We start from the raw sequence: 25,301 nt of genomic DNA, 5'->3' as shown, positions 1-25,301 counted from the left end.
ATGACCAGTGTTACTGAAATTCAAAAATAACGGAGAGTCCCTATGGCAGGTCACAGTAAATGGGCCAACATCAAACACCGCAAAGCGGCGCAAGACGCCAAGCGCGGCAAGATCTTCACCAAGCTGATCCGCGAAATCACCACCTCCGCACGTCTGGGTGATGCCGATCCTGCCAACAACCCGCGCCTGCGTGCGGCGGTGGCGGCTGCCCTGACCGGCAACATGACCCGCGACACCATCAACCGTGCCATCCAGCGTGGCGCCGGCGGTGGCGATGGCGAACAGCTCGAGACCATCGTATACGAAGGTTACGGCCCGGCCGGCTCTGCCGTCATGGTGGAGTGCCTGACCGACAACCGCAACCGTACCGTTGCCGAAGTGCGTCACGCCTTCAGCAAGTGCGGTGGCAACCTGGGCACCGATGGCTCTGTTGCCTATCTGTTCAGCAAGAAAGGGCTGCTGACCTTCGTGGGCGTCGATGAAGATGCCCTGATGGATGCCGCCCTGGAAGCTGGTGCCGACGATGTGGTGACCGAAGAGGATGGCTCCATCGAGGTGTATACCACCCCGAACGATTTCGGCACCGTGCTCGATGGTCTGGAAGCCGCCGGCTTCAAGCCCCAGAGCGCCGAAGTGACCATGATCCCGTCCACCGAAGCCGAGCTGGATGCCGAGACCGCGCCCAAGCTGATGCGCCTCATCGACATGCTGGAAGATCTGGACGACGTGCAGGAGGTGTACCACAACGGCTCCATCTCCGACGAAGTCGCCGCGACCCTGTAACCCGGTTCGTGAACACTCAGGTGGCGACGCTCTGCTCGCCCCCGCTAAAACGGCAGCCTCGGCTGCCGTTTTTCTTGTGAGGACCTGACGCCTGAAGGCCGTGCCGGCCATGGCATTGCCCGCCTTAATTTTCCCTTAAGTTTGGCTTTTTAAGCTGCCTGCCGTGTCCGGGCCTCGCTGCCCCTTGCCGCCATCACCTCGGGAGGAGGGATCGGCAAGCGAGACTGCAACAAGAGGTGCCCTGTGTGGCCCCTGTCCTGCCTGGTTTGTCGGAGTATCGTTATGCGCATCACCCTGGGTGTGATGAAGGTGAATCTGTTGCTGGTGCTGTTGTTTGCACTGGTATTCAACTGGCCCATTTTCCTGCACTTTTACACCATTCTCACCAAGCTGGAACACGTCAAGACGGGCTTCGCCCTCTCGATCCCCTTCGTGCTGCTGGCCGCGCTCAACGCGGTGTTCCTGCCTTTTACCTTTCGCTATCTGCTCAAGCCCTTCTTCGTGCTGCTGATCCTGATGGGATCCGTGGTCAGCTACGCCATGCTCAAGTACGGCGTCATCTTCGACGTGAGCATGGTGCAGAACATCGTCGAAACCAACACGGGGGAGGCGACCTCTTACTTCAATGCCTCCATCCTGCTCTGGTTCGTGCTGACCGGCCTGCTGCCTGCGCTGGTTCTGCTGTGGGTGAAGATAGAGTATCCCCGTCCCTGGTATAAGGGGCTGGGCCTGCGGCTTGGCTCCATCGCCCTGTCCCTGCTGTTTCTGGTGGGAGTGGCGGCGCTCTATTACCAGGATTACGCCTCGGTCGGGCGCAACAACAAGTCCCTCGGCAAGGAGATAGTGCCCGCCAACTATGTGCACGGCCTCTATCGTTACGCCACCGACATTCTGTTTGCCACCCCGATCCCGTATCAGCCGTTGGGCACCGATGCCAGGGTGGTGGGGCAGGGCGGCAAGCCGACCCTGATGTTCCTGGTGGTGGGGGAGACGGCGCGCAGCCAGAACTACTCCCTCAACGGTTACGGCAAGGCCACCAACAGCTTCACCGCGCGGGAGTCGGGCATGGTCTCGTTTCGCAACGTGCGCTCCTGCGGCACCGCCACTGCGGTTTCGGTGCCCTGCATGTTCTCCAACCTGACACGGCGCGGCTATGACGACACCCTGGCCCAGTCCCGCGACGGCATGCTGGATGTGCTGCAGCATGCTGGGGTCTCCGTGCTCTGGAAGGAGAACGACGGCGGTTGCAAGGGAGTGTGCAAGAACGTGCCCACCATCGAGATCGAGGCCAAGGATTTTCCCCAGTACTGCCAGAAGGGTTCCTGCTACGACGAGGTGATGCTGGAGGGGCTGGATCGGCAGATCGCGCAGATGAAGGGCAACAAGCTGGTGGCCTTCCACCTGATGGGCAGCCACGGTCCGACCTACTATCGCCGCTATCCCGCCAGTGAGCGGACCTTCGTGCCGGACTGCCCGCGCAGCGACATCGAAAACTGCACCAATGAAGAGCTGGTCAACACCTATGACAACACCATCCGTTACACCGACAAGGTGGTGGCCCGCCTCATCGACAAGCTCAAGACGCTGGAGCAGGATTACAACGTGGGGCTGGTCTATCTGTCGGATCACGGCGAATCCCTCGGGGCCATGGGGCTCTACCTGCACGGCACCCCCTACAAGTTTGCGCCGGATGATCAGACCCGGGTACCGCTGATGACCTGGTTCTCACCCCAGTTGCAGGCCGATCGCCAGCTGGATATGACCTGTCTGCAGCAGGAAGCGGCCAGCAAGCGCTTCTCCCACGACAATCTGTTCCACTCCATGCTCGGCATCATGGATGTGCAGACCCAGGTGTATGATGGAGCGCTGGATCTGTTCAAACCGTGTCGGGCGGGCTAACCCGGCGAAAGTGACCAATAAAAAACGGCAGCCAGTGGCTGCCGTTGTTGTTTCGCAAGGCCTCGGCCTTACTTCTGCTCCATGATGATCTGCAGCAGGTCCCCTTCCAGCAGGGCCCGCTTCACCAGCGCGAAACCGCCGACGGTGGGCTGATTCTGGAAGCGTGCCTTCACGATGGGCAGGCCGCGATGGAAGCTTGGCAGCGACTGGTGCTCCACGCAGCGGCGGATGGCCGGGAACAGGATCTCTTCGGCGGCGGTGATTTCGCCCGCGATCAGCACCTTCTGCGGGTTGAACAGGTTGACCGTGATGGCCACCGCCCGTCCCAGATGCTCACCCACGTTCTCGATCACGCTGCGGGCCAGCTCGTCACCGGCCATGGCCGCCTTGCACACCTCCTGGATGGTGATGTGCTTCTCTTGCAGCGAGCTCAGGTGGCCGCGGCTGATGAGCTCCTTCACCTTGTCGACAATGGCCTCGTTGGAGGCGATGGTCTCCAGGCAGCCGAAGTTGCCGCAGTGGCAGCGCTTGCCGAGCGGTTCGACCTGGATGTGGCCGATCTCGCCGACGTTGCGGTTCTGGCCGAGAAACACCTTGCCCTTGGTGATGATGCCAGAACCCGCCCCCTGATGGACGCTCACCAGGATGGAGTCCATGCAGTCGCGGGACTCGCCGAAGAAGTGTTCGGCCAGTGCCAGCGAGCGGGTGTCGTTGCCCACGTAGCAGGGCAGGTTGAAGTGGTTTTCCAGCAGCTTGGCCAGCGCCAGATTGCGGATCTGGTACTTGGGGGTGTAGATGACCATGCCGGATTCCGGATTGACCAGACCCGGCATGGTCAGCGCGATGCTGATGAGGTTGCGGCTGCGATCCTGCTGGGAGTCGATGAAGGCACCGATCTCCCGCAGCAGCATGTCGACCACCGGCTGTTGCTCGATCTCGGTCACCTGGGTGATGTGTTGATCGAGCTCCTTACCGTCGAGGTCATACAGGGCGAGCTGCAGGTAGCCGCGGCCGAGCTTGGCGGACACAAACTGGAAGCGATGCTTGATGGTGGTCAGGGAGATGGCGCGCCGTCCGCCGGTGGAGGCTTGCGGCGAGGTCTCCTTGATCAGGCCATGCTCGATCAGTTGCCGGGTTATCTTGGTCACGCTGGCCGGGGCCAGCTGACTCAACTCGGCAATTTTGACCCGCGAGATGGGCCCCTGCAGGTCGATGAGCCGATACACGGCTGCACTGTTGACCTGCTTGATAAGATCTACGTTTGCTATTTGTCCGCCAGTCATAGTGTCACTGTGTTGTGTAGTGTCCGTTAACCACGGTCCCGCAGACCGTGAAGGCCTGATCAAAGACAGTCAGGTTGGCTATTTTTCCGACCTGGATACTACCGAGACGTGAGTCCCATCCAATGGCGCGAGCAGGGTAAAGGGTGGCCATTCTCAGTGCTTCATCGAGCGGTAATCCGACCTGTTTGACCAGATTCTCCACCCCCTCAATCATGGTGAGGGCAGAGCCGCCGAGTGTACCATTCTCGTCGACGCACTGACCATCGCGGAAATAGACGGTTGCGCCACAAAAATCAAACTTCTCAAAGCCTTCCGGTGCCCCTGCCGGTGCGGTCGCGTCGGTGACCAGCACCAGTCGCTCTCCCAGCATCTTGTGCGCAAGGCGCACGTTGGCCCAGTGCACGTGATGGCCGTCGACGATGACGCCGGCATAGACATCCTTGCGATCGTAGATGGCACCGACCACGCCCGGCTCGCGACCGTTCACGGTCGGAGTCATGGCGTTGTAGAGGTGGGTGGCAAAGCGGATGCCGTTGTCGAACCCGGTCATGGCCTGATCGTAGTTGGCGGCGGTATGGCCCGCGGAGACCAGAATACCGGCCTCCACCAGCCGGCGGATGTGCTCCGGCTTGTTGCGCTCCGGCGCCAGGGTGATCTTGGCGATGGCATCCGCGTTGGCGCAGAAGAAGTCGATCATCTCGTCGGCGGGCTGGCGGATCTGCTCGGCCGGGTGGATCCCCTTGCGCTTGAGGTTGGTGTAGGGCCCTTCCAGATGGACGCCCAGTACTTCGTTGGGGTGCGCAGCCATGTAGTCGCGGGTGACGGCGACGGCCTGCTTCATGTCTGCGTCCGGACTGGTGATCAGGGTCGGCAGGAAGCTGGTGGTACCGGATTTCAGGTTGGCGGCCTGCATGGTCGCCAGGGTCTGGGTGGTGATGTGGCCGTTGAACATGACGCCGCCACAGCCGTTGAGCTGCACGTCGATGAAACCGGCGCTCAGGTTGGCACCCTTGAGATCAATGCGTTCGATGCCGGCCGGCAGTTCGGCCAGGCGGGAGATGGCGACAATCTTGTCGCCCTCGATGACTACCCCGTAACCGGTCAGCACGCAGCTGCCGGTGTAGAGGGTGCAGTTGGTCAATGCGTACATGGTGACTCCTTACAGACGGCCGATATTGGCGGCTTCGAGCTGCTGGAAGTAACGCACCGTCTTGACCTTGAGCTCCATGGTGGAGGGTTCGTCACACACCATCATTCCCTTCGGATGCAGCTGCAGGGTGGAGATGGTCCACATGTGGTTGACGCTGCCTTCCACCGCGGCCTGCAGGGCCTGGGCCTTGCCGTGACCGGTCACCAGGATCATGATCTCTTCCGCATCCATCAGGGTGCCGACACCCACGGTCAGCGCCAGCTTGGGCACCTGCTCCATGTCGCCGCCAAAGAAGCGGGAGTTGGCGATGCGGGTGTCTTCGGTCAGGGTCTTGACCCGGGTGCGGGAGGAGAGGGATGAAGCCGGTTCGTTGAACGCGATGTGCCCGTCGTTGCCGACACCGCCCATGAACAGGTGGATCTTGCCGTAGGACTTGATTTTGTCTTCATAGCGCTTGCACTCGGCCACCAGATCCGGGGCGTTGCCGTTGAGGATGTTGATGTTCTCGGGGCGAATGTCGATGTGGCTGAAGAAGTTGTTGTGCATGAAGCTGTGGTAGCTCTCCGGGTGATCTTCCGGCAGGCCGACGTACTCGTCCATGTTGAAGGTGACCACGTTCTGGAAGCTCACTTCACCAGCTTTATGCAGTTCAATCAGGCGCTTGTAAGTGTTGAGCGGGGTGCCGCCAGTGGGCAGGCCCAGTACGAAGGGGCGCTCGGCAGTGGGTTTGAACCCATTGATACGGTCAACGATGTAACGGGCAGACCACAGGCCCACTTGGCTGGCAGATTTCAACGGGATCAGGCGCATTGTAGATACCTCTGTACGGGTTGCTGCCGGGATGTCGGCGGCAAATAGACTGGGACGGATTCAAGTTGTTTTATAGCGTAAATAAAGATTGCGAACTAAGCCACATCTATCCGCCACCTTTATCTCGTTTGGGTGATAATGATCACGATTACAGGTTTATTAATTTGCGCAGCGAAATAAAAGCCCTAGACTGCCAATCAAGCCTTGATGGCTTATGCGTCAAACGTGATAAGCACTTAATTTCTAGAGAAACATTAACTAAGGAGAGGAACCGTGAACATTCTCGGTTATTTGCAAAAGATCGGCCGTGCCCTGATGGTGCCGGTAGCGGTACTGCCTGCCGCCGCGATCCTGATGGGGGTTGGCTACTGGATTGACCCGAATGGTTGGGGTGGTGACAGCGCGCTGGCCGCCTTCCTGATCAAGGCGGGTTCAGCACTGATCGACAACATGTCCACGCTGTTTGCGGTCGGTGTTGCCTATGGTATGTCCAAAGACAAAGACGGTTCTGCCGCGCTGGCCGGTCTGGTCGGTTTCCTGGTGGTGACCACTCTGCTGAGCCCTGGTTCTGTGGCGATGATTAAAGGCATCCCTGTAGAGCAGGTTCCGGCAGCCTTTGCCAAGATCAACAACCAGTTCGTCGGTATCCTGTGTGGTGTCATCGCCGCCGAGCTCTACAACCGCTTCAGCAGCGTGGAACTGCACAAGGCACTGGCTTTCTTCTCCGGCCGCCGTCTGGTGCCGATCGTAACCTCCGTGGTGATGATCGTCGTCTCCTTCATCCTGATGGCCGTTTGGCCGGTCATTTACGGTGGTCTGGTGAGCTTTGGTGAATCCATCGTCAGCCTGGGCTCCACCGGCGCCGGTATCTACGCCTTCTTCAACCGCCTGCTGATCCCGATTGGTCTGCACCACGCCCTGAACTCCGTGTTCTGGTTCAACGTGGCCGGCATCAACGACATCCCGAACTTCCTGGGTGGTCAGGCTACCATCGATGCCGCTCTGGCTGCAGGCAAGAGCCTGGATCAGGTGAAAGGCGTGGTAGGCATGTACCAGGCTGGCTTCTTCCCGATCATGATGTTCGGTCTGCCGGGTGCCGCACTGGCCATCTACCACTCCGCCAAGAAAGAGAACAAGGACAAGGTTGCATCCATCATGATCGCAGCCGCCTTTGCCTCCTTCTTCACCGGGGTGACCGAGCCGCTCGAGTTCTCCTTCATGTTCGTGGCACCGGTGCTGTACGTCATTCACGCTTTCCTGACCGGTGTTTCCGTGTTCATCGCTGCTTCCATGCACTGGATGGCCGGCTTCGGTTTCAGTGCCGGTCTGGTGGATATGGTGCTCTCCAGCCGCAACCCGCTGGCGACCAACTGGTACATGCTGATCCCGCAAGGTCTGGTGTTCTTCGGTCTCTACTACGTGGTATTCCGCGCTGTCATTGCCAAACTGGGTCTGAAAACTCCGGGTCGTGAAGATGATGAAGCTGCTGCTCCGGCTGCTGCCCAGACCACCGACCGTACCGAACTGGCACGCCAGTATCTGGAAGTGTTGGGCGGTCAAGAGAACCTGGTGACCATCGATGCCTGCATCACCCGTCTGCGTCTGACCCTGAAAGACCGCAGCATCGTTGACGAGCGCAAGCTCAAAGCCCTGGGCGCGGCCGGTGTGGTCAAGCTCGGTGAGCAGAACCTGCAGGTGATTCTGGGCCCATTGGCCGAAATCATCGCCGGTGAGATGAAGGCCCTGCGTTAATCGGGCGCCAAGCTCGCCTCAAGTCTAAGTCCATTGTTGACATAACTAAGGGCCCCGCCTCGGGGCCCCATATAAAAAAAGCCAAGAAAATCCAACCTTTACTTCAAATGAGAGCAGCAGTTATGAACTTGAAACATTCTCTGTTAGCCATTGCCATGTCTACCGTTTTCGTCAGCCAGGTACAGGCAGCCGATGCCGCCAAGCAAGCCGTGGTCGACGCCCTCGCCAGCAACCTCGTCGTCAAGTACGAAGTCGTCACCAACGACGGTGCCGGCGCCGGCCTCGACTGCCAGGCGCTGGGCTCCGAGTGGGCGAGCTGTGGCGTTGCCAAGCTGCACCTGACCAATACCGGTGCTGACGTCACCTCCAAAGACTGGAGCATCTATGTATCCTCCATCCGCCGCATCCAGCGGGTGGACAACGATCAGTTCACCATTACCCACCTGACCGGCGACCTTTATCGTTTGACGCCGACCGAGAAGTTCCAGGGCTTTGCCAAGGATGCCACGGTCGAAGTGCCGCTGGTGGTGGAGTACTGGGTACTGTTCGAATCTGACATCATGCCGAACTGGTATGTCGCCAGCGAAGGGGCCGAGCCGAAAGTGCTGGCCAGCATGAGCAACATCGACGATGCCACCACCTACGAGAAGCCGATGCCGGCCGACGGCTGGAAGCGCACCAAGGATGACAACAACATCCTGATGAACAGCGAAACCCGTTTCGCCGCCAACCAGACCAGCACCTTGCTGCCGGCTGGCAAGGTCGACAACCAGATCCTGCCGACCCCGATGAAGCAGGTTGTCAAGGCCGGCCCGCAGGTCGACTTCTCCACCATCAAGCTCAATGCCCTGGACCTGCCGAGCGATCGCGCCGAAGCCCTGAAGGCTCAACTGACCAAGCTGGGTGTTACCCTCTCCGACACCGGCTACCCAGTGACCATCAAGCTTGGCAGCAAGCTCAAGCAGGCCGAAGGCTACGACATGACCATCGGCCAGAAAGGCACTGTGGTGCAGGGGCATGACATCGAAGGCGCCTTCTGGGGGGCCCAGTCCCTGATCTCCCTCCTGGGGGTCAACGACAAGCTGGTCAGCCAGATGCATGTCGAAGATGCGCCGCGCTTTGAATACCGTGGCATGCAGACCGACGTGGCCCGTCACTTCAGAAGCCCAGAAACCCTGAAGAAGCTGGTTGACCAGATGTCCGCCATGAAGCTCAACGTGCTGCACCTGGGGCTGACCAACGATGAAGGCTGGCGTCTGGAGATCCCGGGCCTGCCGGAGCTGACCGACGTCGGCAGCCAGCGTTGCCACGACGAGTCGGAAACCAAGTGCCTGATGCCGCAGCTGGGCTCCGGTCCGACCAGCGACAACCAGGGTTCCGGTTTCTACAGCAAGGCCGACTACATCGACCTGGTACGCTATGCCAAGGCCCGCGGTGTGACAGTGATCCCCGAGATCAACATGCCGGCGCACGCCCGTGCCGCCGTGGTCTCCATGGAAGCGCGTTACAAGCGTCTGATGGCTGAAGGTAAAGAGACCGAAGCCAACCAGTTCCGTCTGACTGACCCGGCCGATACCTCCAACGTCACCTCGGTACAGTTCTACGACAAGATGTCCTTCATCAACCCCTGCCAGCCGGGCGCCGCCACTTTCGTGGCCAAGGTGATGGACGAAGTGGCCCAGATGCACCAGGCCGCCGGCCAGCCGCTGACCGCCTGGCACTACGGTGGTGACGAGGCGAAGAACATCATGCAGGGCGGTGGTTACCAGGATCCGGCCGTCACCAAGAAAGAAGAGCTGGTCGCCTGGAAGGGCAACGTCGACTCCAGCAAGCAGGACAAGCCGTTCGGCAAGTCTCCGATGTGCCAGAAGATGATCGACGATGGCAAGATCAAGGACGTGGCCGAGCTGCCGGTCTACTTCGCCAAGGAAGTGAGCGAAATGGTCAAGGGCCACGGCTTCTCCACTCTGCAGGCGTGGGAAGATGGTCTGAAGTACGCGAAGGATGCCAGCGTGTTTGCCACCGACAAGACCCGGGTCAACTTCTGGGAAACCCTCTACTGGGGTGGCTTCAACGAAGCGATGAAGTGGGCGCACAAGGGCTATGACGTGGTGCTCTCCAACCCGGATTACCTCTACTTCGACTTCCCGAACGAGGTACACCCGGCCGAGCGCGGCTACTACTGGGCCACCCGCTTCAACGACACCCGCAAGGTATTCGCCTTCGCCCCGGAAAACCTGCCGCAGAACGCCGAGACCTCGGTTGACCGCGACGGCAACGCCTTCGTGGCCAAGGGTGACCAGGATCCGGTCAAGTTCAAGGGGATCTCCGGTCAGCAGTGGAGCGAAACCGTGCGTACCGACGCGCAATACGAGTACATGGTCTACCCGCGCATCTTCTCCATGGCCGAGCGTGCCTGGCACAAGGGCGGCTTCGAGCTCAACTACGTGAAGAACCGCGAGTTCTCCGGCACCACCAAGTTCGTCAACAAGGCCACCCTAAACAAGGAGTGGAACCAGTTCGCCAACGTACTGGGTCAGCGCGTGCTGCCGAAACTGGACCAGGCCGGGGTGGAATACCGCCTCTCCGTACCGGGTGCCAAGGTGGTGAACGGCGTGCTGGAAGCGAACGTGGATCTGCCGGGTCTGCCCATCCAGTACAGCCTGGATGGCAAGAGCTGGAGCGCCTACGACGCTGCCGCCAAGCCGACCGTGGATGGCAAGGTCTACCTGCGTACCACCAGCTTCGATGGCAAGCGCACCAGCCGCGTCACCGAGCTGAACTGATAGTCCTCAATCCATAACGCAAGGTGGGTCGCAAGACCCGCCTTTCCCAAGGGCGATGGCCATCGGGCTTGGGAAAGGTTGACTGTGCGTGTGAGCCTTTGTTGTGTGTGTGTATTGTCTGTTTTTGTTTTTCATCACCTTGAACCCCGCCTCGTGCGGGGTCTTTTTTTTCGCCAGTCAGTCAAACCGGCCCCAGTACGTGTTGTTTTGCGGTGCCAGTACCCCGAAACGGGCAAATTCAGGTTGAGACAGGGCGCGTAATGAGGGATCATATCCGGCTTGACGGCGGGGGGATGAGGGTGCCAGCCGGCACAACTTCCGCCAGTGACGCATTTTTGAGGTGAGCCATGAGTCAGGCGAACAGCCCAACTAACTTTATTCGTCAGATCATTGATGAAGATCTGGCCAGCGGTAAGCACAGCAGCGTGCATACCCGTTTTCCGCCCGAGCCGAACGGTTATCTCCATATCGGTCACGCCAAGTCCATCTGCCTGAACTTCGGCATCGCCCGCGACTACCAGGGCCAGTGCAACCTGCGCTTCGACGACACCAACCCGGTGAAGGAAGATATCGAGTACGTTGAGTCCATCAAGCAGGACGTGCAGTGGCTCGGCTTCCAGTGGAATGGCGAGATCTGCTACTCCTCCGACTATTTCGACAAGCTGCACGGCTATGCCATCGAGCTCATCGAGAAGGGCCTGGCCTACGTGGACGAACTCTCTGCCGAGCAGATGCGCGAATACCGTGGCACCTTGACTGCGCCGGGCAAGAACAGCCCGTTCCGCGATCGTTCGGTGGCCGAGAACTTGGCCCTGTTCGAGAAGATGAAGAACGGCGAGTTTGCCGAAGGCGCCGCCTGCCTGCGCGCCAAGATCGACATGGCATCCCCCTTCATGGTGATGCGTGATCCGGTTATCTACCGCATCAAGTTTGCCCACCACCACCAGACCGGTGACAAGTGGTGCATCTACCCGATGTATGACTTCACTCACTGCATCTCGGACGCCCTGGAAGGGATCACCCACTCCATCTGTACGCTGGAGTTCCAGGACAACCGTCGCCTGTACGACTGGGTGCTGGACAACATCACCATCGACTGCCACCCCCGTCAGTACGAGTTCTCCCGGCTGAACCTCGAATACACCGTCATGTCCAAGCGCAAGCTGAACCTGCTGGTGACCGAGAAGCACGTGGACGGTTGGGACGATCCTCGCATGCTGACCGTCTCCGGTCTGCGTCGTCGTGGCTACACTCCGGCCTCCATCCGCGAGTTCTGCAAGCGCATCGGCGTGACCAAGCAGGACAACATCGTCGAGATGAGCATGCTGGAAGCCTGCATCCGCGAAGATCTCAACGAGAACGCCCCGCGCGCCATGGCTGTGCTGCACCCGGTCAAGGTGGTCATCGAGAACCTGGCCGCCGACGAAGTGCTGACCGCCCCGGCCCACCCGAACAACGCCGAGATGGGCACCCGCGAGCTGAACTTCACCCGCGAGATCCTCATCGATGAAGCAGACTTCAAAGAAGAAGCCAACAAGCAGTTCAAGCGACTGGTGCTGGGCAAGGAAGTGCGCCTGCGCAATGCCTACGTCATCAAGGCCGAGCGGGTCGAGAAGGATGCCGATGGCAAGGTCACCTGCATCTACTGCTCCTACGATCCCGAGACCCTGGGCAAGGATCCGGCCGATGGCCGCAAGGTGAAAGGGGTGATCCACTGGGTCAGCGCCACTCACTCCCTGCCGGCCGAAGTGCGCCTCTACGACCGTCTGTTCAAGGTGCCGAACCCGGGCGCCGAAGAGGACTTCGAAGCGGCCCTGAACCCGGACTCCCTGGTGATCATTGAGGGCGCCCGCGTCGAGGCCTCCTTGAAGAACGCCAAGCCGGAGCAGGCTTACCAGTTCGAGCGTGAAGGTTACTTCTGCGCCGACAACAAGCTCTCCAGCCCGGAGCATCTGGTGTTCAACCGCACCGTGGCCCTGCGCGACGTGTGGGGCAAGGCCGAGGCCTGATAACAGAAGAGGGCAGGGGAGACCCTGCCCTTTCTTGATCTGGGAGCCTGTTTACGATCCGTGACGAGAGGTTGTCAGCAAGGTGAAGCCGCACAGGAACCGGCGCGTATAGAGATACGTGAGGGCTTTGAGCAGCAGATGAGCCTTGAGCACGGCCTCGGAGCAAGACCCTAACCGGGTTCTAAATGACGGACACAAAAAAGCCAGCGTGATGCTGGCTTTTTTTATTGTCTCTGCCTGGCGGGTCAATCTTCGTGCTTGCACTCGCCGGCGGCGCAGTGGCCGTACAGATAGAGGCTGTGATTGGTCAGCCGGATGTTGTGCTGCTGGGCGATATCGCGCTGGCGCTGCTCGATCACCTCGTCGGAGAACTCGATCACCTTGCCGCAGTCGAGGCAGACCAGGTGGTCGTGGTGTTCCTGGGTGGCCAGTTCGAACACCGACTTGCCCCCTTCGAAGTGGTGACGGGTAACAATACCGGCATCATCAAACTGGTTGAGAACGCGATATACGGTAGCGAGACCAATCTCTTCACCCTGGTCGATCAGTCGTTTGTACAGATCTTCCGCACTGGTGTGCTGGCAGTCCGGCTGTTGCAGGATTTCCAGGATTTTGACACGGGGCAAGGTGATCTTGAGCCCGGCCTTTTTTAACGCTTGGTTGTTGTCTGCCATATTCTATTTATTCGCATTCTCGAAGGTGTGGTTATTCTGATTGACTGCCGCTGGAATGGCAACCACGAACTCGCTTGGCCTGTCATTATAGGTCGTAGCTCACCTAAAAATAAACCCAGTAATTCAAGGGCTTTAGCGCAGATGGCGCCATCCGGCGGAATTGGACGGATTCTCGCGATGGCTTGCTCGTTTGGTGAATGTTGATAAAATGTAACCTTCTTCACTGTCTGGTCGGATGAGATCCATGGATTGGCTTTTTGACAATGCGGCCTGGGTGCGCCGCGCCCTCAACGCCTGGCCTCCCTTCTGGGGCGCCGGCATCAAGATAGAGACATTGAGCGATGATTTTCGCTTCTGCCGGGTCACCCTCAAGTCCCGCTGGTGGAACAAGAACGCCAACCGTACCCAGTTTGGTGGCAGCATGTTTGCGATGACCGATCCCATCTATCCACTGATGCTGATGGGCTATTTCAAGAACCGCTATTACGTCTGGGACAAAGCGGGCAGCATCAACTACATCAAGCCGGGCAAGGGCAAGCTGGTGGCCGAATTCAACCTGACCGACGGCAAGCTGGCTGCCATCGTGGCGGCGACCGACGGGGGAGACAAGCACTTCCCCGAGTTCGAAGTGACGGTGCAGGATCAGAGCGGCGAGCTGGTGGCCCAGGTCAAGCGCACCCTCTATGTGCGGGCCAAACCGGAGCACCGAAGTGGCGAGAGAGCATGAGCCAGAAAACAACAAGGGCCCCGCGGGGCCCTTGTTGTCAGAGAGGCTGGCGAGCCTAGATCACTCCAGCTCGGCCAGGCACATCTCTTCGTGCAGCTGCTTGCACCAGCCCTTGACGCGCTCGGCGGTCAGCTCCGGCTGGCGATCTTCGTCGATGCCCAGACCCACGAAGTGCTTGTCGTCCACCAGTGCCTTGGAGGCTTCGAATTCGTAGCCGGCGGTTGGCCAATTGCCGATGACGATGGCGCCTTTGGCTTCGACGATGTCACGCAGGGTGCCCATGGCGTCGAGGAAGTACTCGGCATAGTCTTCCTGATCGCCGCATCCGAAGATGGCGACCAGCTTGTTGGTGAAGTCGATCTCTTCCAGCTCGGGGAAAAAGTCGTCCCAGTCGGCCTGGGCTTCGCCATAGTACCAAGTCGGGATACCGAACATCAGCAGATCGAAGCTGTCGATGTCGGCCTTGCTGCTCTTGGCAATGTCACGGACTTCAATCAGTTGTTTGCCCAGTTCTTTCTGGATCATCTTGGCGACAGCTTCGGTATTACCGGTATCGCTGCCGAAAAACAGACCTACACTAGCCATAGTGTTTAGTTACCCGTATCTGGTGTTAATGCTTAACGGTCAGATTGTGATACCTGCAGCATGTGCAGACTCAATCTGTTGCTTCAGGATAGATTGGATCAGCTCGGCTCGGCTGATGTTCTGTTGTAACGCAAGTTGGTTCAGGCGTTCCAGCAACTCGGCCTCCACCTTTAACTCTACCCGCTTCAAACCGTTCTCCCGATCGCGCTTGAGCTGGTTGCGCTTGTTGATCTTGAGCTGGGTCTCGCGGGGGAGTGGGTTGGTCTTTGGCCTGCCGGGGCGCTTCTCATTTGCGAACAGATCCAGTGTTGTTCGATCAGTTTGCTGTTTGGCCATACATCACAGATGAAAATAAGTTAGCCGATGCCTGAGCCTTCCCAGCCCAGTTCGATCAGCCCCTTGGCGACAAAACCTGCACAACCCAGGAAGAGTACCAACCAGACGATGAGTCGGCCAAAACGGGGCACGTTGCCGCGTTTGAGCACGTCCTGAATGGCCAGGCCAATCAATACGAAAATGGCCACAAAGAATAACTTCAGGCCCAGACTCTCAATCAGGTCGATATGTTCACTTAGCATGGATTGCGCACACTCCTTATGACGGGCGCACTATATCACAAAGGATTTGAAACTGTTAACCGCCTGTCGACAGGAAATCCACAACCAGTTTGTTGAACAAAATCGGCTTTTCCGCGTGCAGCCAGTGACCGGTACCGGCGATGACCCGGGCCTTGGCTGCGGGAAATTGCGCCATCACCGTCTCGGTATGTTCAGGCTGCATGTAATCGGAATCCCCCCCCTTGATGAACAGCGCAGGGCCCTCGAAACGGCTCTGTGCATCGGGCCAGCCCATGATGTTGGTGTAGTTGCGCTCAAGGGCCGGGACGTTGAAGCGCCAGCCCCAGCCGTGCCCGGCTTTGGCAAACGACTTGAGCAGGAACTGGCGTACGCCGGCGATCTCGATGTGCTGCGCCAGGATGGCTTCCGCCTCGCTGCGGCTTTGCGGAGCGAGTTGGAGGGTGGCGTTGAGGCCGGCGAACACATTCTGGTGGCGGGCGTGGGGGTAGGCGACCGGCGCGATATCGGCTACCACCAGCTTGGCAACGCGCGTTGGCGCGAGCTTCGCCAGCTGCATGCCCACCTTGCCCCCCATGGAGTGACCCACGATGGCCACCTGCTCAAACCCGAGCCGATCCAGCAGGGCGAGCAGATCGGCGGCCTGGGCCGGGTAGCTCATCTCGTCGGAGTGAAAGGAGGCGCCGTGGTTGCGCAGATCGATGCTGATGACCCGGTATTGTTCGCTCAGCGGGCGCGCCAGCAGGCCGAGGTTGTCCAGACTGCCAAACAGCCCGTGGATCAGCACGACGGGCTGGCCCTGGCCCTGCTCCTTGAAGTTCAATAATGGGTTTTGTTGCAAAATGACACCTTGTCGGTCGTGAGTGCGTTATTCGTTGTGATTTAACACACTGGAAAGAAAAGGATTTCACTCATTGTGGAGCAAAAAAGTGTGGTTTTTTTTCTAAAAAAAGTCTGCCAGATCGGCTATCAGTGCGACGGATCACACACTTGGCCCGCTATTATGCCGTATTCTCGATGAGATTCATGCACATCTGTCCGCCCCTTGCTTGGGCTGCCGGGTTTGCCTATGTATAATCGCCGCATCCGAATTTCGACGAGTCCAGCGCATCCCTATGAAAACCATCGAGCTTGATGACGATCTCTACTTCTATATCGCCAGCCAGACCCGGCACATCGGCGAGAGTGCCTCCGATATCCTGCGCCGCCTGCTGGAACAGCCCGCCAACCAGGCTGCGCCGGTTGCCGAACCGGTGACGACGGCCCAGCCGCACACTGTGGCCGATGCCATGGGGCTGGAGGCGCTGCTCGACTCTGGCGAGCTGCAAAAAGAAGAGAAGTCTATCAACCGCTTCATGCAGGTGCTCAGTACCCTCTACCGGGATGACCCGGTCGGGTTTACCCAGGCCACCGAAATCAAGGGGCGCAAGCGCGTCTATTTCTCGCGGGATCCCGATGCCCTGCGCGCCAGCGGCAGCACCACCAAGCCCAAGCCGGTGCCGGAGACCCCGTTCTGGGTGATCACCAATACCAACACCAGTCGCAAGCAAAACATGGTGGCCCAGCTGATGACCAGCATGGGCTATGGCGACGAGGTGATCGCCCGGGTGTGCGGCGCAATTTAACGGTTCATCAGACTCAGGCCTTGCCGGGCAAGGCCGCCATCAAGCAAGGACAACGCCATGGCACAGCATTCCCACGCCGGTCAGCCGGCCCGTTTGAGCGACCTGACCAACATCCCCCGTCTGGTCAGCGCCTACTACCTCAACAAGCCCGACATGAGCCGCCCCGAGCAGCGGGTTGCCTTTGGCACCTCCGGTCACCGCGGTAGCGCCCTGCACAACGCCTTCACCGAATCCCACATCCTGGCGGTGACCCAGGCGCTGGTGGAGTATCGCCAGCAGGCCGGCATCACGGGCCCGCTGTTTGTCGGCATGGATACCCACGCCCTCTCTGAATCCGCCTTTGCCAGCGCGGTGGAAGTGCTGGCGGCCAACGGCGTCGAGACCCGCATTCAGGCCGGTCTCGGCTTCACCCCGACCCCGGTCATCTCTCACGCCATTCTGCGCCACAATGCAGGCAAACCGGCTGCCCGTGCTGACGGCGTGGTGATCACCCCGTCCCACAACCCGCCGGAAGACGGTGGCTTCAAATACAACCCGCCCCATGGCGGCCCCGCTGAAGGGGAGATCACCAAGTGGGTGGAGGATCGCGCCAACGCGATTCTGGAAGCGGGTCTGGCCGGCGTGAAGCGCATGGCGTTCGCCGAGGCCCTCAAGAGCCCGTTCGTGGCCCTGCACGACTATGTGACTCCCTATGTGGATGACCTGAAGAACGTGCTGGACATGGATGCCATCAAGCAAGCGGGCATCAAGATCGGTGTCGATCCGCTGGGCGGCTCCGGCGTCGCCTACTGGGACGTCATCGCCAAGACCTATGGCCTGAACATCGAGGTGGTGAACTACAAGGTCGACCCGACCTTCTCCTTCATGACCCTGGATAAAGACGGCAAGATCCGGATGGACTGCTCCAGCCCGTTCGCCATGGCCAGCCTGATTGCTCTCAAGGACAAGTTCGACATCGCCCTTGGCAACGACCCTGACTACGACCGTCACGGCATCGTTACCAAGTCTGGCCTGATGAACCCGAACCACTACTTGGCGGTGGCAATCCAGTATCTGTTTACCCATCGCACCGGCTGGTCTGCCGATGCAGCCGTCGGCAAGACGCTGGTCTCTTCCTCCATGATCGACCGGGTTGCCGGCGAGATTGGCCGTACCCTCAAAGAGGTGCCGGTCGGCTTCAAGTGGTTCGTGGATGGCCTCTATAGCGGCGAGTTCGGCTTTGGCGGCGAGGAGAGCGCGGGCGCCTCCTTCCTGCGCAAAGACGGCACCGTCTGGACCACCGATAAGGATGGCTTCATCCTGGCGCTGCTGGCGGCGGAAATTTTGGCGGTGACCGGCAAGGATCCGCAGGCCCACTACGACGCACTGGAAGCCAAGTTCGGTCGCTCCAGCTATCGTCGCATCGATGCCCCGGCCAACAGCGCCCAGAAGGCGGTGCTCTCCAAGCTGGATCCGGCGCTGGTGGAAGCCTCCACCCTGGCCGGTGAGCCCATCATCGCCAAGCTGACCAAGGCACCGGGCAACGATGCCGCCATCGGCGGCCTCAAGGTGGTGACCGAGAACGGCTGGTTCGCGGCGCGCCCCTCCGGCACCGAGTCCATCTACAAGATCTACATGGAGAGCTTCAAGGGCGAGGCACACCTGGACCTCATCCAGCAGGAAGCCCAGCAGATCGTCTCCGCCGCCCTGGCCAAGGCCGGGGTCTGAGTTCGACTCAAACACCTGCGGAATGTGAAAGAGGAGCCTTGATGGCTCCTCTTTTTTTATTGCGCTTGAGTTGAATGGGTCGTGCTCACGGCCTGCCGCACTGACCGGTGCTCGCCCGGCGGGCCTGCCAGCGCTTGAAGAAGTGGCGGGCCGGCAGCTTCATCAGGAACAGGGAGAGCAGGATCACCCCGATGCCGAGCCATTGGCGAGCATCCAGCGTTTCCCCCACCATCAGCACACCGCAGGAGACCGCCACCATGGGGTTGGTGAGGGCCAGCATGCCCATCACCTCCGGGCCGTGGCGCTTGAGCCCCCATAGCCAGGCCCAGTAGGCCAGCGCCGTGTTGAGCAGGATCAGCCAGAGCAGGCCGGGAGCGCTTGCCGGCTGCGGCAGCGGCATGGGGCCGGCCAGCCACCAGGCGAGCGGGATCAGCATCAGGCCGCCCAGCAGCAGTTGCCAGGCGGTCAGCGCCAGCAGATCGCTGACCGGCCAGCGCTGCATCCAGCGGCTGGACTGGCCGATGAGCAGGGTCGCCAGCAGGGCACAGGTGACGCCGACAGGGTCCAGATTGGCGGAAGGGTTGAGCAGTAGCAAGACCCCGCCCAGCCCCATCAGGCCCAGCAGCAGCCATTTCAGGGATGGCCTGACGCCATCTTGCAACCAGGCCAGCAACATCAGGACCAGCGGCAGGGTGGCACCCAGGGTGCCCGCCACGGCCCCGGGCAGCCGGAAGGCGGCCACGAACAGCAGAGCAAAAAACGCAGCGATGTTGCAAAACGCCAGCAGACACTGTTTGCCCCAGGGCAGGGGCGGCAGGCGCGGGCGTACCAGCAACAGGAGCAACCCGGCCGGCAATGCCCGCCACACCGCCACCCAGTAGGGGGAGTAGTCGGTCAGAGAGAGGCTGACGACGGCATAGGTGCTGCCCCAGAGCAGGGGGGCCAGCAGGGCGATCAGCATGGGCATGAACTTGTCTCTTTATGAAGTATCTTTAAGAAAAGATAAATTAGCCTCAAATTGGTTTACCATCAAGTATCTCGATAAAAAGATAAGTGGCCGAAGATGGAATCAGATCATGTAGACCTGCTGTTGGCCCAGTGGGCCCGGCAGCGACCGGATCTCGACTGCTCTCCCATGGGCGTGCTGGGACGGGTGGCGCGAATGGCGGCGATCGCCGGACGGGAGGTGAGCGAGGAGCTCAAGGAGTGCGGCCTGCTCGGCAGCGACTTCGACATTCTGGCGACCCTGCGCCGGGCCGGCGAACCGCTCACCCCGACCGTGCTCTATCAATCCGCCATGTTGAGCTCGGGGGCCATGACAGCCCGGCTCGACAAACTGGCAGAGCGAGGCTTGGTAGAACGCCAGGCGGCCCCGAGCGATCGGCGCAGCCTGCTGGTCTGCCTGACTGACGCGGGTCGGGAACTGGTTGACCGGGCGGTGGAGCGGCACGTGGCCAACGAGCGGCGCCTGCTGGCACCATTGACCCTGGCCGAGCAGAACCAGCTGGCCGCCCTGCTCAAGCGCTGGTTGCTGGAAAACGAATAAAAAAACGGGCCTGCGGGCCCGTTTTTGTTGGCTGTATGCCTGGCTCAGTAACCGCCGCGGGCATCCTTCACCGCCAGCCCCAGCTGCCACACCGCCATGGCGTAGTGGGTGCTGTGGTTGTAGCGGGTGATGGTGTAGAAGTTGGGCAGGCCGTACCAGTACTGATAGCCGGTGCCCACATCCAGGCGCAGCAGGCTCGCCTCGCTGTGGTTGCCGAGGGTGCTGGTGGGAGTCAACCCGGCGCGGCGCAGGGAAGCGACCGGGTAGCGGGTCTGGAAGCCGTGCTCGTAACCGGGCAGCTGGCCCTGCCCGCGCACCGCCACCGGTTGCCCCTTCTCCCAGCCGTGGGCCTTGAAGTAGTTGGCCACGCTGCCGATGGCATCCACCGGGTCCCACAGGTTGGTGTGGCCGTTGCCGTTGAAGTCCACCGCGTAGCGCTGGAAGCTGGAGGGCATGAACTGGCCGTAACCCATGGCGCCGGCGTAGGAGCCCTTGGGTTCGGTGGGATCCATCCCCTCGTCGCGGGTCATCACCAGGAAGGATTCCAGCTCGCTGGTGAAGAACTCGGCCCGGCGCGGGTAGTCGAACGCCAGGGTCGCCAGCGCATCCAGGATGCGGGTCTTGCCCATCACCCGGCCCCAGCGGGTCTCCACGCCTATGATGCCGACAATGATCTCCGGCGGCACCCCATACACCTGCTGGGCACGGTTGAGCTCGTTCTCGTACTCACGCCAGAAGCTGACGCCGTTCTGCACGTTGTCCGGGGTGATGAACTTGGCGCGGTAGCGATTCCAGGCGCCGGTCGGGCCGGTGGGCGGCGTGGTGGTGGGGGCCTGGGCATCCATCAGGCGGATGATCCAGTCGTAGCGCTCGGCCTGGGCCAGCACCCGGTGCAGCTCGGCGCCGTCGAAGCCGTGTTTTTGCACCATCCGCTGCACGAAGTTGTCCACGTTGGCGCGATTGGCGAAGTCCCCCTTGCTGACACCCGGCTGGCTCACCTGCCCGTAGAAGGGTTTGCTCGGCGGCGTCTGGTTGATGAAGGCGCTGTTGGGCTGGGGCTTGACCACGGGCTTGGCAGCCGGCGTGCTGCTGCAGCCATAGAGCATGGGAAACAGGGAGAGGGTGAGCACGGAGACAAGGCGACGCATAAGGTTCTCATGAGCCTGAAAAAGAGTGTCGCCATGGTAAAACATTGTCGTCCATGCGCAAGTGTTCCGTAGCGGCCCCCTCCTGCCATCCTGCCTCAACGCAGGGTGTGGTAACCGCTCCAGAGCCGGGTCAGGGTGGTGATGGCGCAGAGCAGGGCAAAGCCGTAGGCGAGCGGGGCGAAGGCGGCGGGCCACAGGCACATCAGCACGAACAGGGCGATGGTCTCGCTCCCCTCGGTGAGGCCGCCCAGATAGTAGAGGGACTTGTGGTGATAGACCGGATTGTCGATGCCCCGCTTGCCGGCCATGATGGCAAATGCCAGAAAGCTCGACCCTGTGCCCATGAAGGCAAACAGCAGGGTGGCGGCGGGCAGCGCATTGGCGGGGGCGGCGAGGGCAAAGCCCAGCACCACGGCGGCGTAGAAGATGAAATCCAGCGTGATGTCGAGAAAGCCGCCGCAGTCGGTGATGCCGGTTTCCCGCGCCACGGCGCCATCGAGCCCGTCCAGCAGCCGGTTGAACAGGATGGCCGCCAGCGCCCACTGATAGCAGCCAAAGGCCAGCAGCGGCAACGCCAGCATGCCGATGGCAAAGCCGGTGAGGCTTACCTGGTTGGCGCTGATCCCGGCGCGGCAGAGCGGTCTGGCGAGCCGGGTGAGGGGGCTGCGGATAACGGGGATCAGGTGGCGGTCAAACAAGGTGCACTCCTCGGTCAAAAACGGGATTCGGTGAGTTGGAGTATGGTGCCCGGCGCGTCGTCTGCGTCGTGGGTCACCAGAATGGCGGGGATGGCCAGCACCTTGATCTGCGCGAACACCAGTTCGCGAAAGGCGGCCCGCAGCGGCTTGTCGAGGCGGGAGAAGGGCTCGTCCAACAACAATGCCTCGGGCTCGGCCAGCAGCGCCCGCAGCAGGCTGACGCGAGCCTTCTGGCCGCCGGAGAGCGCCTCCGGCAGCTTGTCCGCCTGACTTGTCAGATCCACCTGCGCCAGCGCGGTCACTGCCTTTTCCCGCCGCGCCCTGTGCCCCTTCACGCTGGCCGGCATGCCGAACATCAGGTTCTCGGCCACCGTCAGGTGGTCGAACAGCAGATCATCCTGAAACAGCATGCCGATGCGCCGCGCCTGGGGCGGCAGCTGGGTGAGCCGGCGTGCGCCTAGGGTCACGTTCCCCTCCAGCCGGAGCGGGCCGCTTGCGGGCAGCACCCCCGCCAGCGCCGCCAACAGCGAGCTCTTGCCACAGCCGCTGGGGCCCATCAGGGTCAGCACCTCGCCTGGCGCCACCTGCAGGGCGGGCAGCGAGAGCAGCAGGTTTTCCTCCAGATAGAGGTGAAGAGGCGTGGTGCTCAGCATATGGCTATTTCCAACATGAGAGTTCATCGTGAGCCGCTCCCTTTGAGCGCCGGGTTTAGTCGGGCCGGCAGCCAGAGCGCCAGCAGATAGATAACGAGTGGCAGCAGCAGTTGCAGCAGGCCGTAGAGGCACGCCAGCCGCCGGTTGAGACCGCTGCCGATGGCCACCGCCTCGGTGGTGATGGTGACCACCCGGCCTGCGCCAAACAGCAGGGTCGGCAGGTATTGGGCCAGACTCACAGCGGCTCCGACGCCGAAGGCAAACAACAGCGGACGCGCCAGCTGCGGCCCTTTCACCTGCCACCAGGCTCGCCACGGGGTTGCCCCAAGCAGCAGGGCGCTCTGGGTGAGCCGCGCGTCGAACTGGCGATAGGGTCCGTGCAGGCACAAATAGACGTAGGGAAGGACAAACAGCAGCTGGCTCCAGAGTACCCAGCCCCAGCCGATGCCATCGCCCCCCCACCCGAGGCTGAACCAGTCCACTCCCAGCCGAATGCCAAACAGCAGGCTGGCCTGCGGCAGCAGCAGCGGCAGGCAGATAAGCCAGAGCGGCCAGGGGCGGCGGCCGGCCTGCGCCTCCAGGCTCAGCACCGCCATCACCAGCGCTATCGCCCCGCTCGCCAGCGCCAGCAGGATGCTGGTGGTCAACAGCGGCGACAGGGTCGGCAGCAGGTCGAGCCAATGGCGGCCGCTCCACTGGCTTGGCCAGAGGGCGGGAAAGGGCCAGCGCCGGGTCAGCGACCAGAGCAGCAGCGCTCCCAGTACCGTCAGATTGAGGACGATCAGCGTCATCACGCTGCCGGTGGCAAGGGTGCGGCCAAGAGCGCTTGGGGCTGATCGTCTGCCATCGAGCCAGCCGGGTTTGCCAAGGGCTCTATGCGCCAGCTCCAGCAACCGCAACAGGGCCAGCAGCAGCGCCGTGATGGCGAGCAGCAGCAGGGCGCCGCTGGCGGTGGCGCCGCGCCAGACCAGATCCGGATCCTGATACCAGAGCCACAGGCGAACGGCCAGCGGGGCGGGGGCATCGGGCCCGAGCAGCTGGGCCAGATCCACTACGGCTACCCCGTAGGAGGCCACCGCGTAGAGGGGCAGACGCAGGGCGGGCCACAGTGCCGGCAGCAGCAGGCGCCACCAGATCTGGGGGATACTGAAACCCAGACTCGCCCCCAGCCACTGCTGGCGTGCCACCCTGGCGGGCTCTTGCGCACCGAGTGCCATCAGCAGCAGGAAGGGGGTCTCCTTGAGGGTCAAGGCAAGAATGAGCCCGAGCCCGGCGGGATCGCGCAGGGTCTGCCAGTCGGGGGGCAGCTCGAACCCGGTGAGGGTCGGCGAGAGCAGGCGCAGCAGCCAGCCGGAGGGGGCGAGCAGAAAGGCAAAGCCGATGGCAAAGGCGACGTGGGGCAGCGCCAGCAAGGGCGAGAGCAACCGGCGCAGCCAGCCGAAGGCCCGGCTGTCGCTGTGGGCCAGCAGCAGGGCGGTCAGCAGCAGGCTGGTGAGGGTCGAGGCGGCGCCAATCCACAGGCTCAGCAGCGCCGAGTGCCAGAAGCCCGGTTGGGCCAGCAGCCGTTGCAGATGGGCCTGATTCAGCCCCTCAGCCAGCAGTTGCCAGCCCCCCGCCAGCAGCGGCAGGCCAAAAACCAGGGAGCACCCGGCGGCGAACAGGGGGCGCCAAGCGGATGCAGAGCTGCCAAAGCGGCTCATCAGTGGCCGTAGCGCTCGGCCCAGGCCGCTTCGAGCCTGAGCTGCCAGCTGGGATGGGGCTCTGCCACCGATTTGAAGCGCAGTGCCGGCACCGGTTGCTGGGTGGCGGGCAGGGCATCGGCGCGCAGCACGCTGGGGTCGCCCCAGAAGGCGGGCTCGGCCTTGCGCGCCTGGGCGGCGGGGCTCAGCAGGAAGTTGGCCACCACCTTGGCGCCGGCACGGGCGTTGGCGTTGAAGGGGATGGCGAGGAAATGGCTGTTGGTGAGCGCCCCTTTCGCCATGGCCACCGCCATCACGCTGGGGGGCAAGGTGCCATTTTGTACCGAACTCTGCGCCTCTTGCGGGTTGAAGCTGATGGCCATCGCCAGCTCGCCGTCATCGAGCAGCTGGCGGGTCTCGGCGGCGCTGGTGGGGAACAGCTTGCCCTTGCGCCAGAGTGTCGGGTGCAGCTCATCCAGCCAGGCCCAGAGCGGGGTGGTAACTTTGGCAAAATCGCTCTCGGTCGCCTCCCGATAGAGGGGGGCGGGGTCCGGCGTCAGCTCCAGCAAGATCTGCTTGAGAAAGCTGGAGCCGTGAAACTGGGGCGGCTTGGGGTAGGTGAAGCGGCCGGGGTGGGCCTTGGTCCAGGCGAGCAGGGCCGCCGCCGAGGTGGGCAGCTGTTTGACCTCTTCGCCGTTGACCATCAGGTTGAGCTGGCCGATGCCCCAGGGGGCTTCCAGCCCCTCCACCGGCACGGTGAAGTCCTCACTCACCGGCAGGGCGCCGTCGACCAGCGCCATGTTGGGCAGCTCACGGGTAAAGGGGGCGCCGAGCAGCCCCTGCTCCTTGAGCGCCTTGAAGTTCTCGCCGTTGACCCAGAGCAGGTCGATGGGGCCGCCACTGCGCTTGCCGGCCTGCTTGTTGGCCAGCAGCTGGCTGACGCTCTGGGCGATATCGTCCACCTTCACCTGCACCAGTTTGACCTGGTATTCGCGTGCCAGCTCCTGGCCGGCCCACACCAGATAGGCGTTGATCTCCGGGCTGCCGCCCCAGGCATTGAAGTAGACGGTCTGCCCCTTGGCCTCCTCGAGGGTCTGCTGCCACTGCGGGTTGTCGGCGGCGTTGGCCTGGGTAAAGAGGAGGCTGCCTGCCAGCAGAGGCAGGGCGCGCAACAGCTGTTTGAACGAGGGCAATGAGTATCGCATCTGGGTT

The 25,301-nt window shown here is 61.6% G+C and carries 23 protein-coding genes; 9 read left to right on the top strand and 14 right to left on the bottom strand.

The window, feature by feature from the left end:
- Positions 1 to 42: 42 nt before the first annotated feature.
- Together PG881_RS05760 and PG881_RS05755 are read left to right on the top strand one after the other, a co-directional pair.
- Positions 43 to 783, top strand: a complete 741-nt coding sequence (locus PG881_RS05760; protein ID WP_011705419.1) for a YebC/PmpR family DNA-binding transcriptional regulator — start codon at positions 43 to 45, stop codon at positions 781 to 783.
- A gap of 282 nt (positions 784 to 1,065) precedes the next feature.
- Positions 1,066 to 2,682 carry a phosphoethanolamine transferase gene (locus PG881_RS05755; RefSeq protein WP_270798567.1) on the top strand — a complete coding sequence of 539 codons (1,617 nt, stop codon included), beginning with the start codon at positions 1,066 to 1,068 and terminating at the stop codon, positions 2,680 to 2,682.
- A gap of 68 nt (positions 2,683 to 2,750) precedes the next feature.
- Here the strand turns inward: PG881_RS05755 and nagC are convergent, their stop codons facing one another.
- The 3 genes from nagC to nagB are packed head-to-tail and all read right to left on the bottom strand — an operon-like array spanning position 2,751 to position 5,925.
- Positions 2,751 to 3,965, bottom strand: a complete 1,215-nt coding sequence (nagC, locus tag PG881_RS05750) for a DNA-binding transcriptional regulator NagC (protein ID WP_016350209.1) — start codon at positions 3,963 to 3,965, stop codon at positions 2,751 to 2,753.
- Between the two features lie 4 nt (positions 3,966 to 3,969).
- Positions 3,970 to 5,115, bottom strand: coding sequence for an N-acetylglucosamine-6-phosphate deacetylase (gene nagA / locus PG881_RS05745; protein ID WP_270798564.1), 1,146 nt, complete (start codon positions 5,113 to 5,115; stop codon positions 3,970 to 3,972).
- 9 nt (positions 5,116 to 5,124) lie between these two features.
- Complete coding sequence (nagB, locus tag PG881_RS05740) at positions 5,125 to 5,925, bottom strand: glucosamine-6-phosphate deaminase (RefSeq protein WP_011705423.1); 801 nt, start codon at positions 5,923 to 5,925, stop codon at positions 5,125 to 5,127.
- A gap of 273 nt (positions 5,926 to 6,198) precedes the next feature.
- Here nagB and nagE point away from each other — a divergent pair, with 273 nt between their 5' ends.
- The 3 genes from nagE to glnS all read left to right on the top strand — a co-directional run bounded on the left by nagE (position 6,199) and on the right by glnS (position 12,472).
- Complete coding sequence (nagE, locus tag PG881_RS05735; RefSeq protein WP_016350212.1) at positions 6,199 to 7,677, top strand: N-acetylglucosamine-specific PTS transporter subunit IIBC; 1,479 nt, start codon at positions 6,199 to 6,201, stop codon at positions 7,675 to 7,677.
- 122 nt (positions 7,678 to 7,799) lie between these two features.
- Positions 7,800 to 10,463 carry a beta-N-acetylhexosaminidase gene (locus PG881_RS05730; protein WP_270798561.1) on the top strand — a complete coding sequence of 888 codons (2,664 nt, stop codon included), beginning with the start codon at positions 7,800 to 7,802 and terminating at the stop codon, positions 10,461 to 10,463.
- Positions 10,464 to 10,810: 347 nt separating this feature from the next.
- A complete protein-coding gene (gene glnS / locus PG881_RS05725; RefSeq protein ID WP_039213175.1) occupies positions 10,811 to 12,472 on the top strand; it encodes a glutamine--tRNA ligase in 1,662 nt (553 codons plus the stop codon).
- A 245-nt stretch (positions 12,473 to 12,717) separates the two neighbouring features.
- Here glnS and fur read toward each other — a convergent pair whose 3' ends face one another.
- Positions 12,718 to 13,146 carry a ferric iron uptake transcriptional regulator gene (gene fur / locus PG881_RS05720; protein ID WP_011705427.1) on the bottom strand — a complete coding sequence of 143 codons (429 nt, stop codon included), beginning with the start codon at positions 13,144 to 13,146 and terminating at the stop codon, positions 12,718 to 12,720.
- 244 nt (positions 13,147 to 13,390) lie between these two features.
- Between fur and PG881_RS05715 the strand changes: the two genes are divergently transcribed.
- Positions 13,391 to 13,873 (top strand): DUF4442 domain-containing protein, encoded by a 483-nt coding sequence (locus tag PG881_RS05715; RefSeq protein WP_016350215.1) that lies wholly within the window; start codon positions 13,391 to 13,393, stop codon positions 13,871 to 13,873.
- A gap of 60 nt (positions 13,874 to 13,933) precedes the next feature.
- Here the strand turns inward: PG881_RS05715 and fldA are convergent, their stop codons facing one another.
- From fldA to PG881_RS05695, 4 genes are read right to left on the bottom strand one after another with little or no spacing between them, the layout of a single operon-like run.
- Positions 13,934 to 14,458, bottom strand: a complete 525-nt coding sequence (gene fldA / locus PG881_RS05710; protein WP_011705429.1) for a flavodoxin FldA — start codon at positions 14,456 to 14,458, stop codon at positions 13,934 to 13,936.
- Between the two features lie 39 nt (positions 14,459 to 14,497).
- The gene (gene ybfE / locus PG881_RS05705) at positions 14,498 to 14,794 is read right to left on the bottom strand and encodes a LexA regulated protein (protein ID WP_270798559.1); all 297 of its coding nucleotides are present in this window, start codon (positions 14,792 to 14,794) and stop codon (positions 14,498 to 14,500) included.
- Positions 14,795 to 14,814: 20 nt separating this feature from the next.
- Entirely contained in the window at positions 14,815 to 15,036 is a 222-nt protein-coding gene (locus PG881_RS05700; protein ID WP_011705431.1) for a DUF2788 domain-containing protein, read from the bottom strand.
- A gap of 55 nt (positions 15,037 to 15,091) precedes the next feature.
- Complete coding sequence (locus PG881_RS05695) at positions 15,092 to 15,856, bottom strand: alpha/beta fold hydrolase (RefSeq protein WP_270798685.1); 765 nt, start codon at positions 15,854 to 15,856, stop codon at positions 15,092 to 15,094.
- A gap of 292 nt (positions 15,857 to 16,148) precedes the next feature.
- On the opposite strand from PG881_RS05695, the gene seqA reads away from it, so the two are divergent.
- Both seqA and pgm read left to right on the top strand, forming a co-directional pair.
- A complete protein-coding gene (gene seqA, locus PG881_RS05690) occupies positions 16,149 to 16,658 on the top strand; it encodes a replication initiation negative regulator SeqA (protein WP_270798557.1) in 510 nt (169 codons plus the stop codon).
- A gap of 57 nt (positions 16,659 to 16,715) precedes the next feature.
- Complete coding sequence (gene pgm / locus PG881_RS05685; protein WP_270798555.1) at positions 16,716 to 18,365, top strand: phosphoglucomutase (alpha-D-glucose-1,6-bisphosphate-dependent); 1,650 nt, start codon at positions 16,716 to 16,718, stop codon at positions 18,363 to 18,365.
- An 85-nt stretch (positions 18,366 to 18,450) separates the two neighbouring features.
- On the opposite strand, the gene PG881_RS05680 is transcribed toward pgm, so the two are convergent.
- Entirely contained in the window at positions 18,451 to 19,332 is an 882-nt protein-coding gene (locus PG881_RS05680) for a DMT family transporter (RefSeq protein WP_270798553.1), read from the bottom strand.
- Between the two features lie 96 nt (positions 19,333 to 19,428).
- Here PG881_RS05680 and PG881_RS05675 point away from each other — a divergent pair, with 96 nt between their 5' ends.
- Complete coding sequence (locus tag PG881_RS05675) at positions 19,429 to 19,911, top strand: MarR family winged helix-turn-helix transcriptional regulator (RefSeq protein ID WP_270798551.1); 483 nt, start codon at positions 19,429 to 19,431, stop codon at positions 19,909 to 19,911.
- 44 nt (positions 19,912 to 19,955) lie between these two features.
- Here the strand turns inward: PG881_RS05675 and mltB are convergent, their stop codons facing one another.
- The 5 genes from mltB to PG881_RS05650 all read right to left on the bottom strand — a co-directional run bounded on the left by mltB (position 19,956) and on the right by PG881_RS05650 (position 25,294).
- A complete protein-coding gene (gene mltB, locus PG881_RS05670) occupies positions 19,956 to 21,059 on the bottom strand; it encodes a lytic murein transglycosylase B (RefSeq protein ID WP_011705439.1) in 1,104 nt (367 codons plus the stop codon).
- 95 nt (positions 21,060 to 21,154) lie between these two features.
- Complete coding sequence (locus tag PG881_RS05665) at positions 21,155 to 21,757, bottom strand: CDP-alcohol phosphatidyltransferase family protein (RefSeq protein ID WP_085735257.1); 603 nt, start codon at positions 21,755 to 21,757, stop codon at positions 21,155 to 21,157.
- Positions 21,758 to 21,771: 14 nt separating this feature from the next.
- On the bottom strand, positions 21,772 to 22,410 hold the full coding sequence (locus PG881_RS05660; RefSeq protein ID WP_270798548.1) for an ATP-binding cassette domain-containing protein: 639 nt from the start codon (positions 22,408 to 22,410) through the stop codon (positions 21,772 to 21,774).
- A 23-nt stretch (positions 22,411 to 22,433) separates the two neighbouring features.
- Complete coding sequence (locus PG881_RS05655; RefSeq protein ID WP_270798546.1) at positions 22,434 to 24,110, bottom strand: ABC transporter permease; 1,677 nt, start codon at positions 24,108 to 24,110, stop codon at positions 22,434 to 22,436.
- Positions 24,110 to 25,294 (bottom strand): ABC transporter substrate-binding protein, encoded by a 1,185-nt coding sequence (locus PG881_RS05650; RefSeq protein ID WP_270798543.1) that lies wholly within the window; start codon positions 25,292 to 25,294, stop codon positions 24,110 to 24,112. Before PG881_RS05650 ends, PG881_RS05655 begins: the two co-directional genes overlap by 1 nt.
- Between the last annotated feature and the right edge of the window lie 7 nt (positions 25,295 to 25,301).

It is taken from the genome of Aeromonas sp. QDB54, from assembly GCF_027707385.1.
Taxonomy (GTDB): domain Bacteria; phylum Pseudomonadota; class Gammaproteobacteria; order Enterobacterales; family Aeromonadaceae; genus Aeromonas; species Aeromonas hydrophila.
The sequence above is the reverse complement of the archived record's forward strand: the minus strand, read 5'-3'. Positions and strand labels throughout refer to the sequence as shown.

Coding starts and splice junctions, on each gene's coding strand:
- fldA (WP_011705429.1), bottom strand. CDS start 14,458: ATGGCTAGTGTAGGTCTGTTTTTCGGCAGCGATACCGGTAATACCGAA.
- PG881_RS05715 (WP_016350215.1), top strand. CDS start 13,391: ATGGATTGGCTTTTTGACAATGCGGCCTGGGTGCGCCGCGCCCTCAAC.
- glnS (WP_039213175.1), top strand. CDS start 10,811: ATGAGTCAGGCGAACAGCCCAACTAACTTTATTCGTCAGATCATTGAT.
- PG881_RS05675 (WP_270798551.1), top strand. CDS start 19,429: ATGGAATCAGATCATGTAGACCTGCTGTTGGCCCAGTGGGCCCGGCAG.
- PG881_RS05680 (WP_270798553.1), bottom strand. CDS start 19,332: ATGCCCATGCTGATCGCCCTGCTGGCCCCCCTGCTCTGGGGCAGCACC.
- PG881_RS05650 (WP_270798543.1), bottom strand. CDS start 25,294: ATGCGATACTCATTGCCCTCGTTCAAACAGCTGTTGCGCGCCCTGCCT.
- mltB (WP_011705439.1), bottom strand. CDS start 21,059: ATGCGTCGCCTTGTCTCCGTGCTCACCCTCTCCCTGTTTCCCATGCTC.
- PG881_RS05760 (WP_011705419.1), top strand. CDS start 43: ATGGCAGGTCACAGTAAATGGGCCAACATCAAACACCGCAAAGCGGCG.
- PG881_RS05730 (WP_270798561.1), top strand. CDS start 7,800: ATGAACTTGAAACATTCTCTGTTAGCCATTGCCATGTCTACCGTTTTC.
- nagB (WP_011705423.1), bottom strand. CDS start 5,925: ATGCGCCTGATCCCGTTGAAATCTGCCAGCCAAGTGGGCCTGTGGTCT.
- nagC (WP_016350209.1), bottom strand. CDS start 3,965: ATGACTGGCGGACAAATAGCAAACGTAGATCTTATCAAGCAGGTCAAC.
- PG881_RS05755 (WP_270798567.1), top strand. CDS start 1,066: ATGCGCATCACCCTGGGTGTGATGAAGGTGAATCTGTTGCTGGTGCTG.
- nagA (WP_270798564.1), bottom strand. CDS start 5,115: ATGTACGCATTGACCAACTGCACCCTCTACACCGGCAGCTGCGTGCTG.
- PG881_RS05660 (WP_270798548.1), bottom strand. CDS start 22,410: ATGCTGAGCACCACGCCTCTTCACCTCTATCTGGAGGAAAACCTGCTG.
- PG881_RS05655 (WP_270798546.1), bottom strand. CDS start 24,110: ATGAGCCGCTTTGGCAGCTCTGCATCCGCTTGGCGCCCCCTGTTCGCC.
- PG881_RS05700 (WP_011705431.1), bottom strand. CDS start 15,036: ATGCTAAGTGAACATATCGACCTGATTGAGAGTCTGGGCCTGAAGTTA.
- seqA (WP_270798557.1), top strand. CDS start 16,149: ATGAAAACCATCGAGCTTGATGACGATCTCTACTTCTATATCGCCAGC.
- ybfE (WP_270798559.1), bottom strand. CDS start 14,794: ATGGCCAAACAGCAAACTGATCGAACAACACTGGATCTGTTCGCAAAT.
- fur (WP_011705427.1), bottom strand. CDS start 13,146: ATGGCAGACAACAACCAAGCGTTAAAAAAGGCCGGGCTCAAGATCACC.
- pgm (WP_270798555.1), top strand. CDS start 16,716: ATGGCACAGCATTCCCACGCCGGTCAGCCGGCCCGTTTGAGCGACCTG.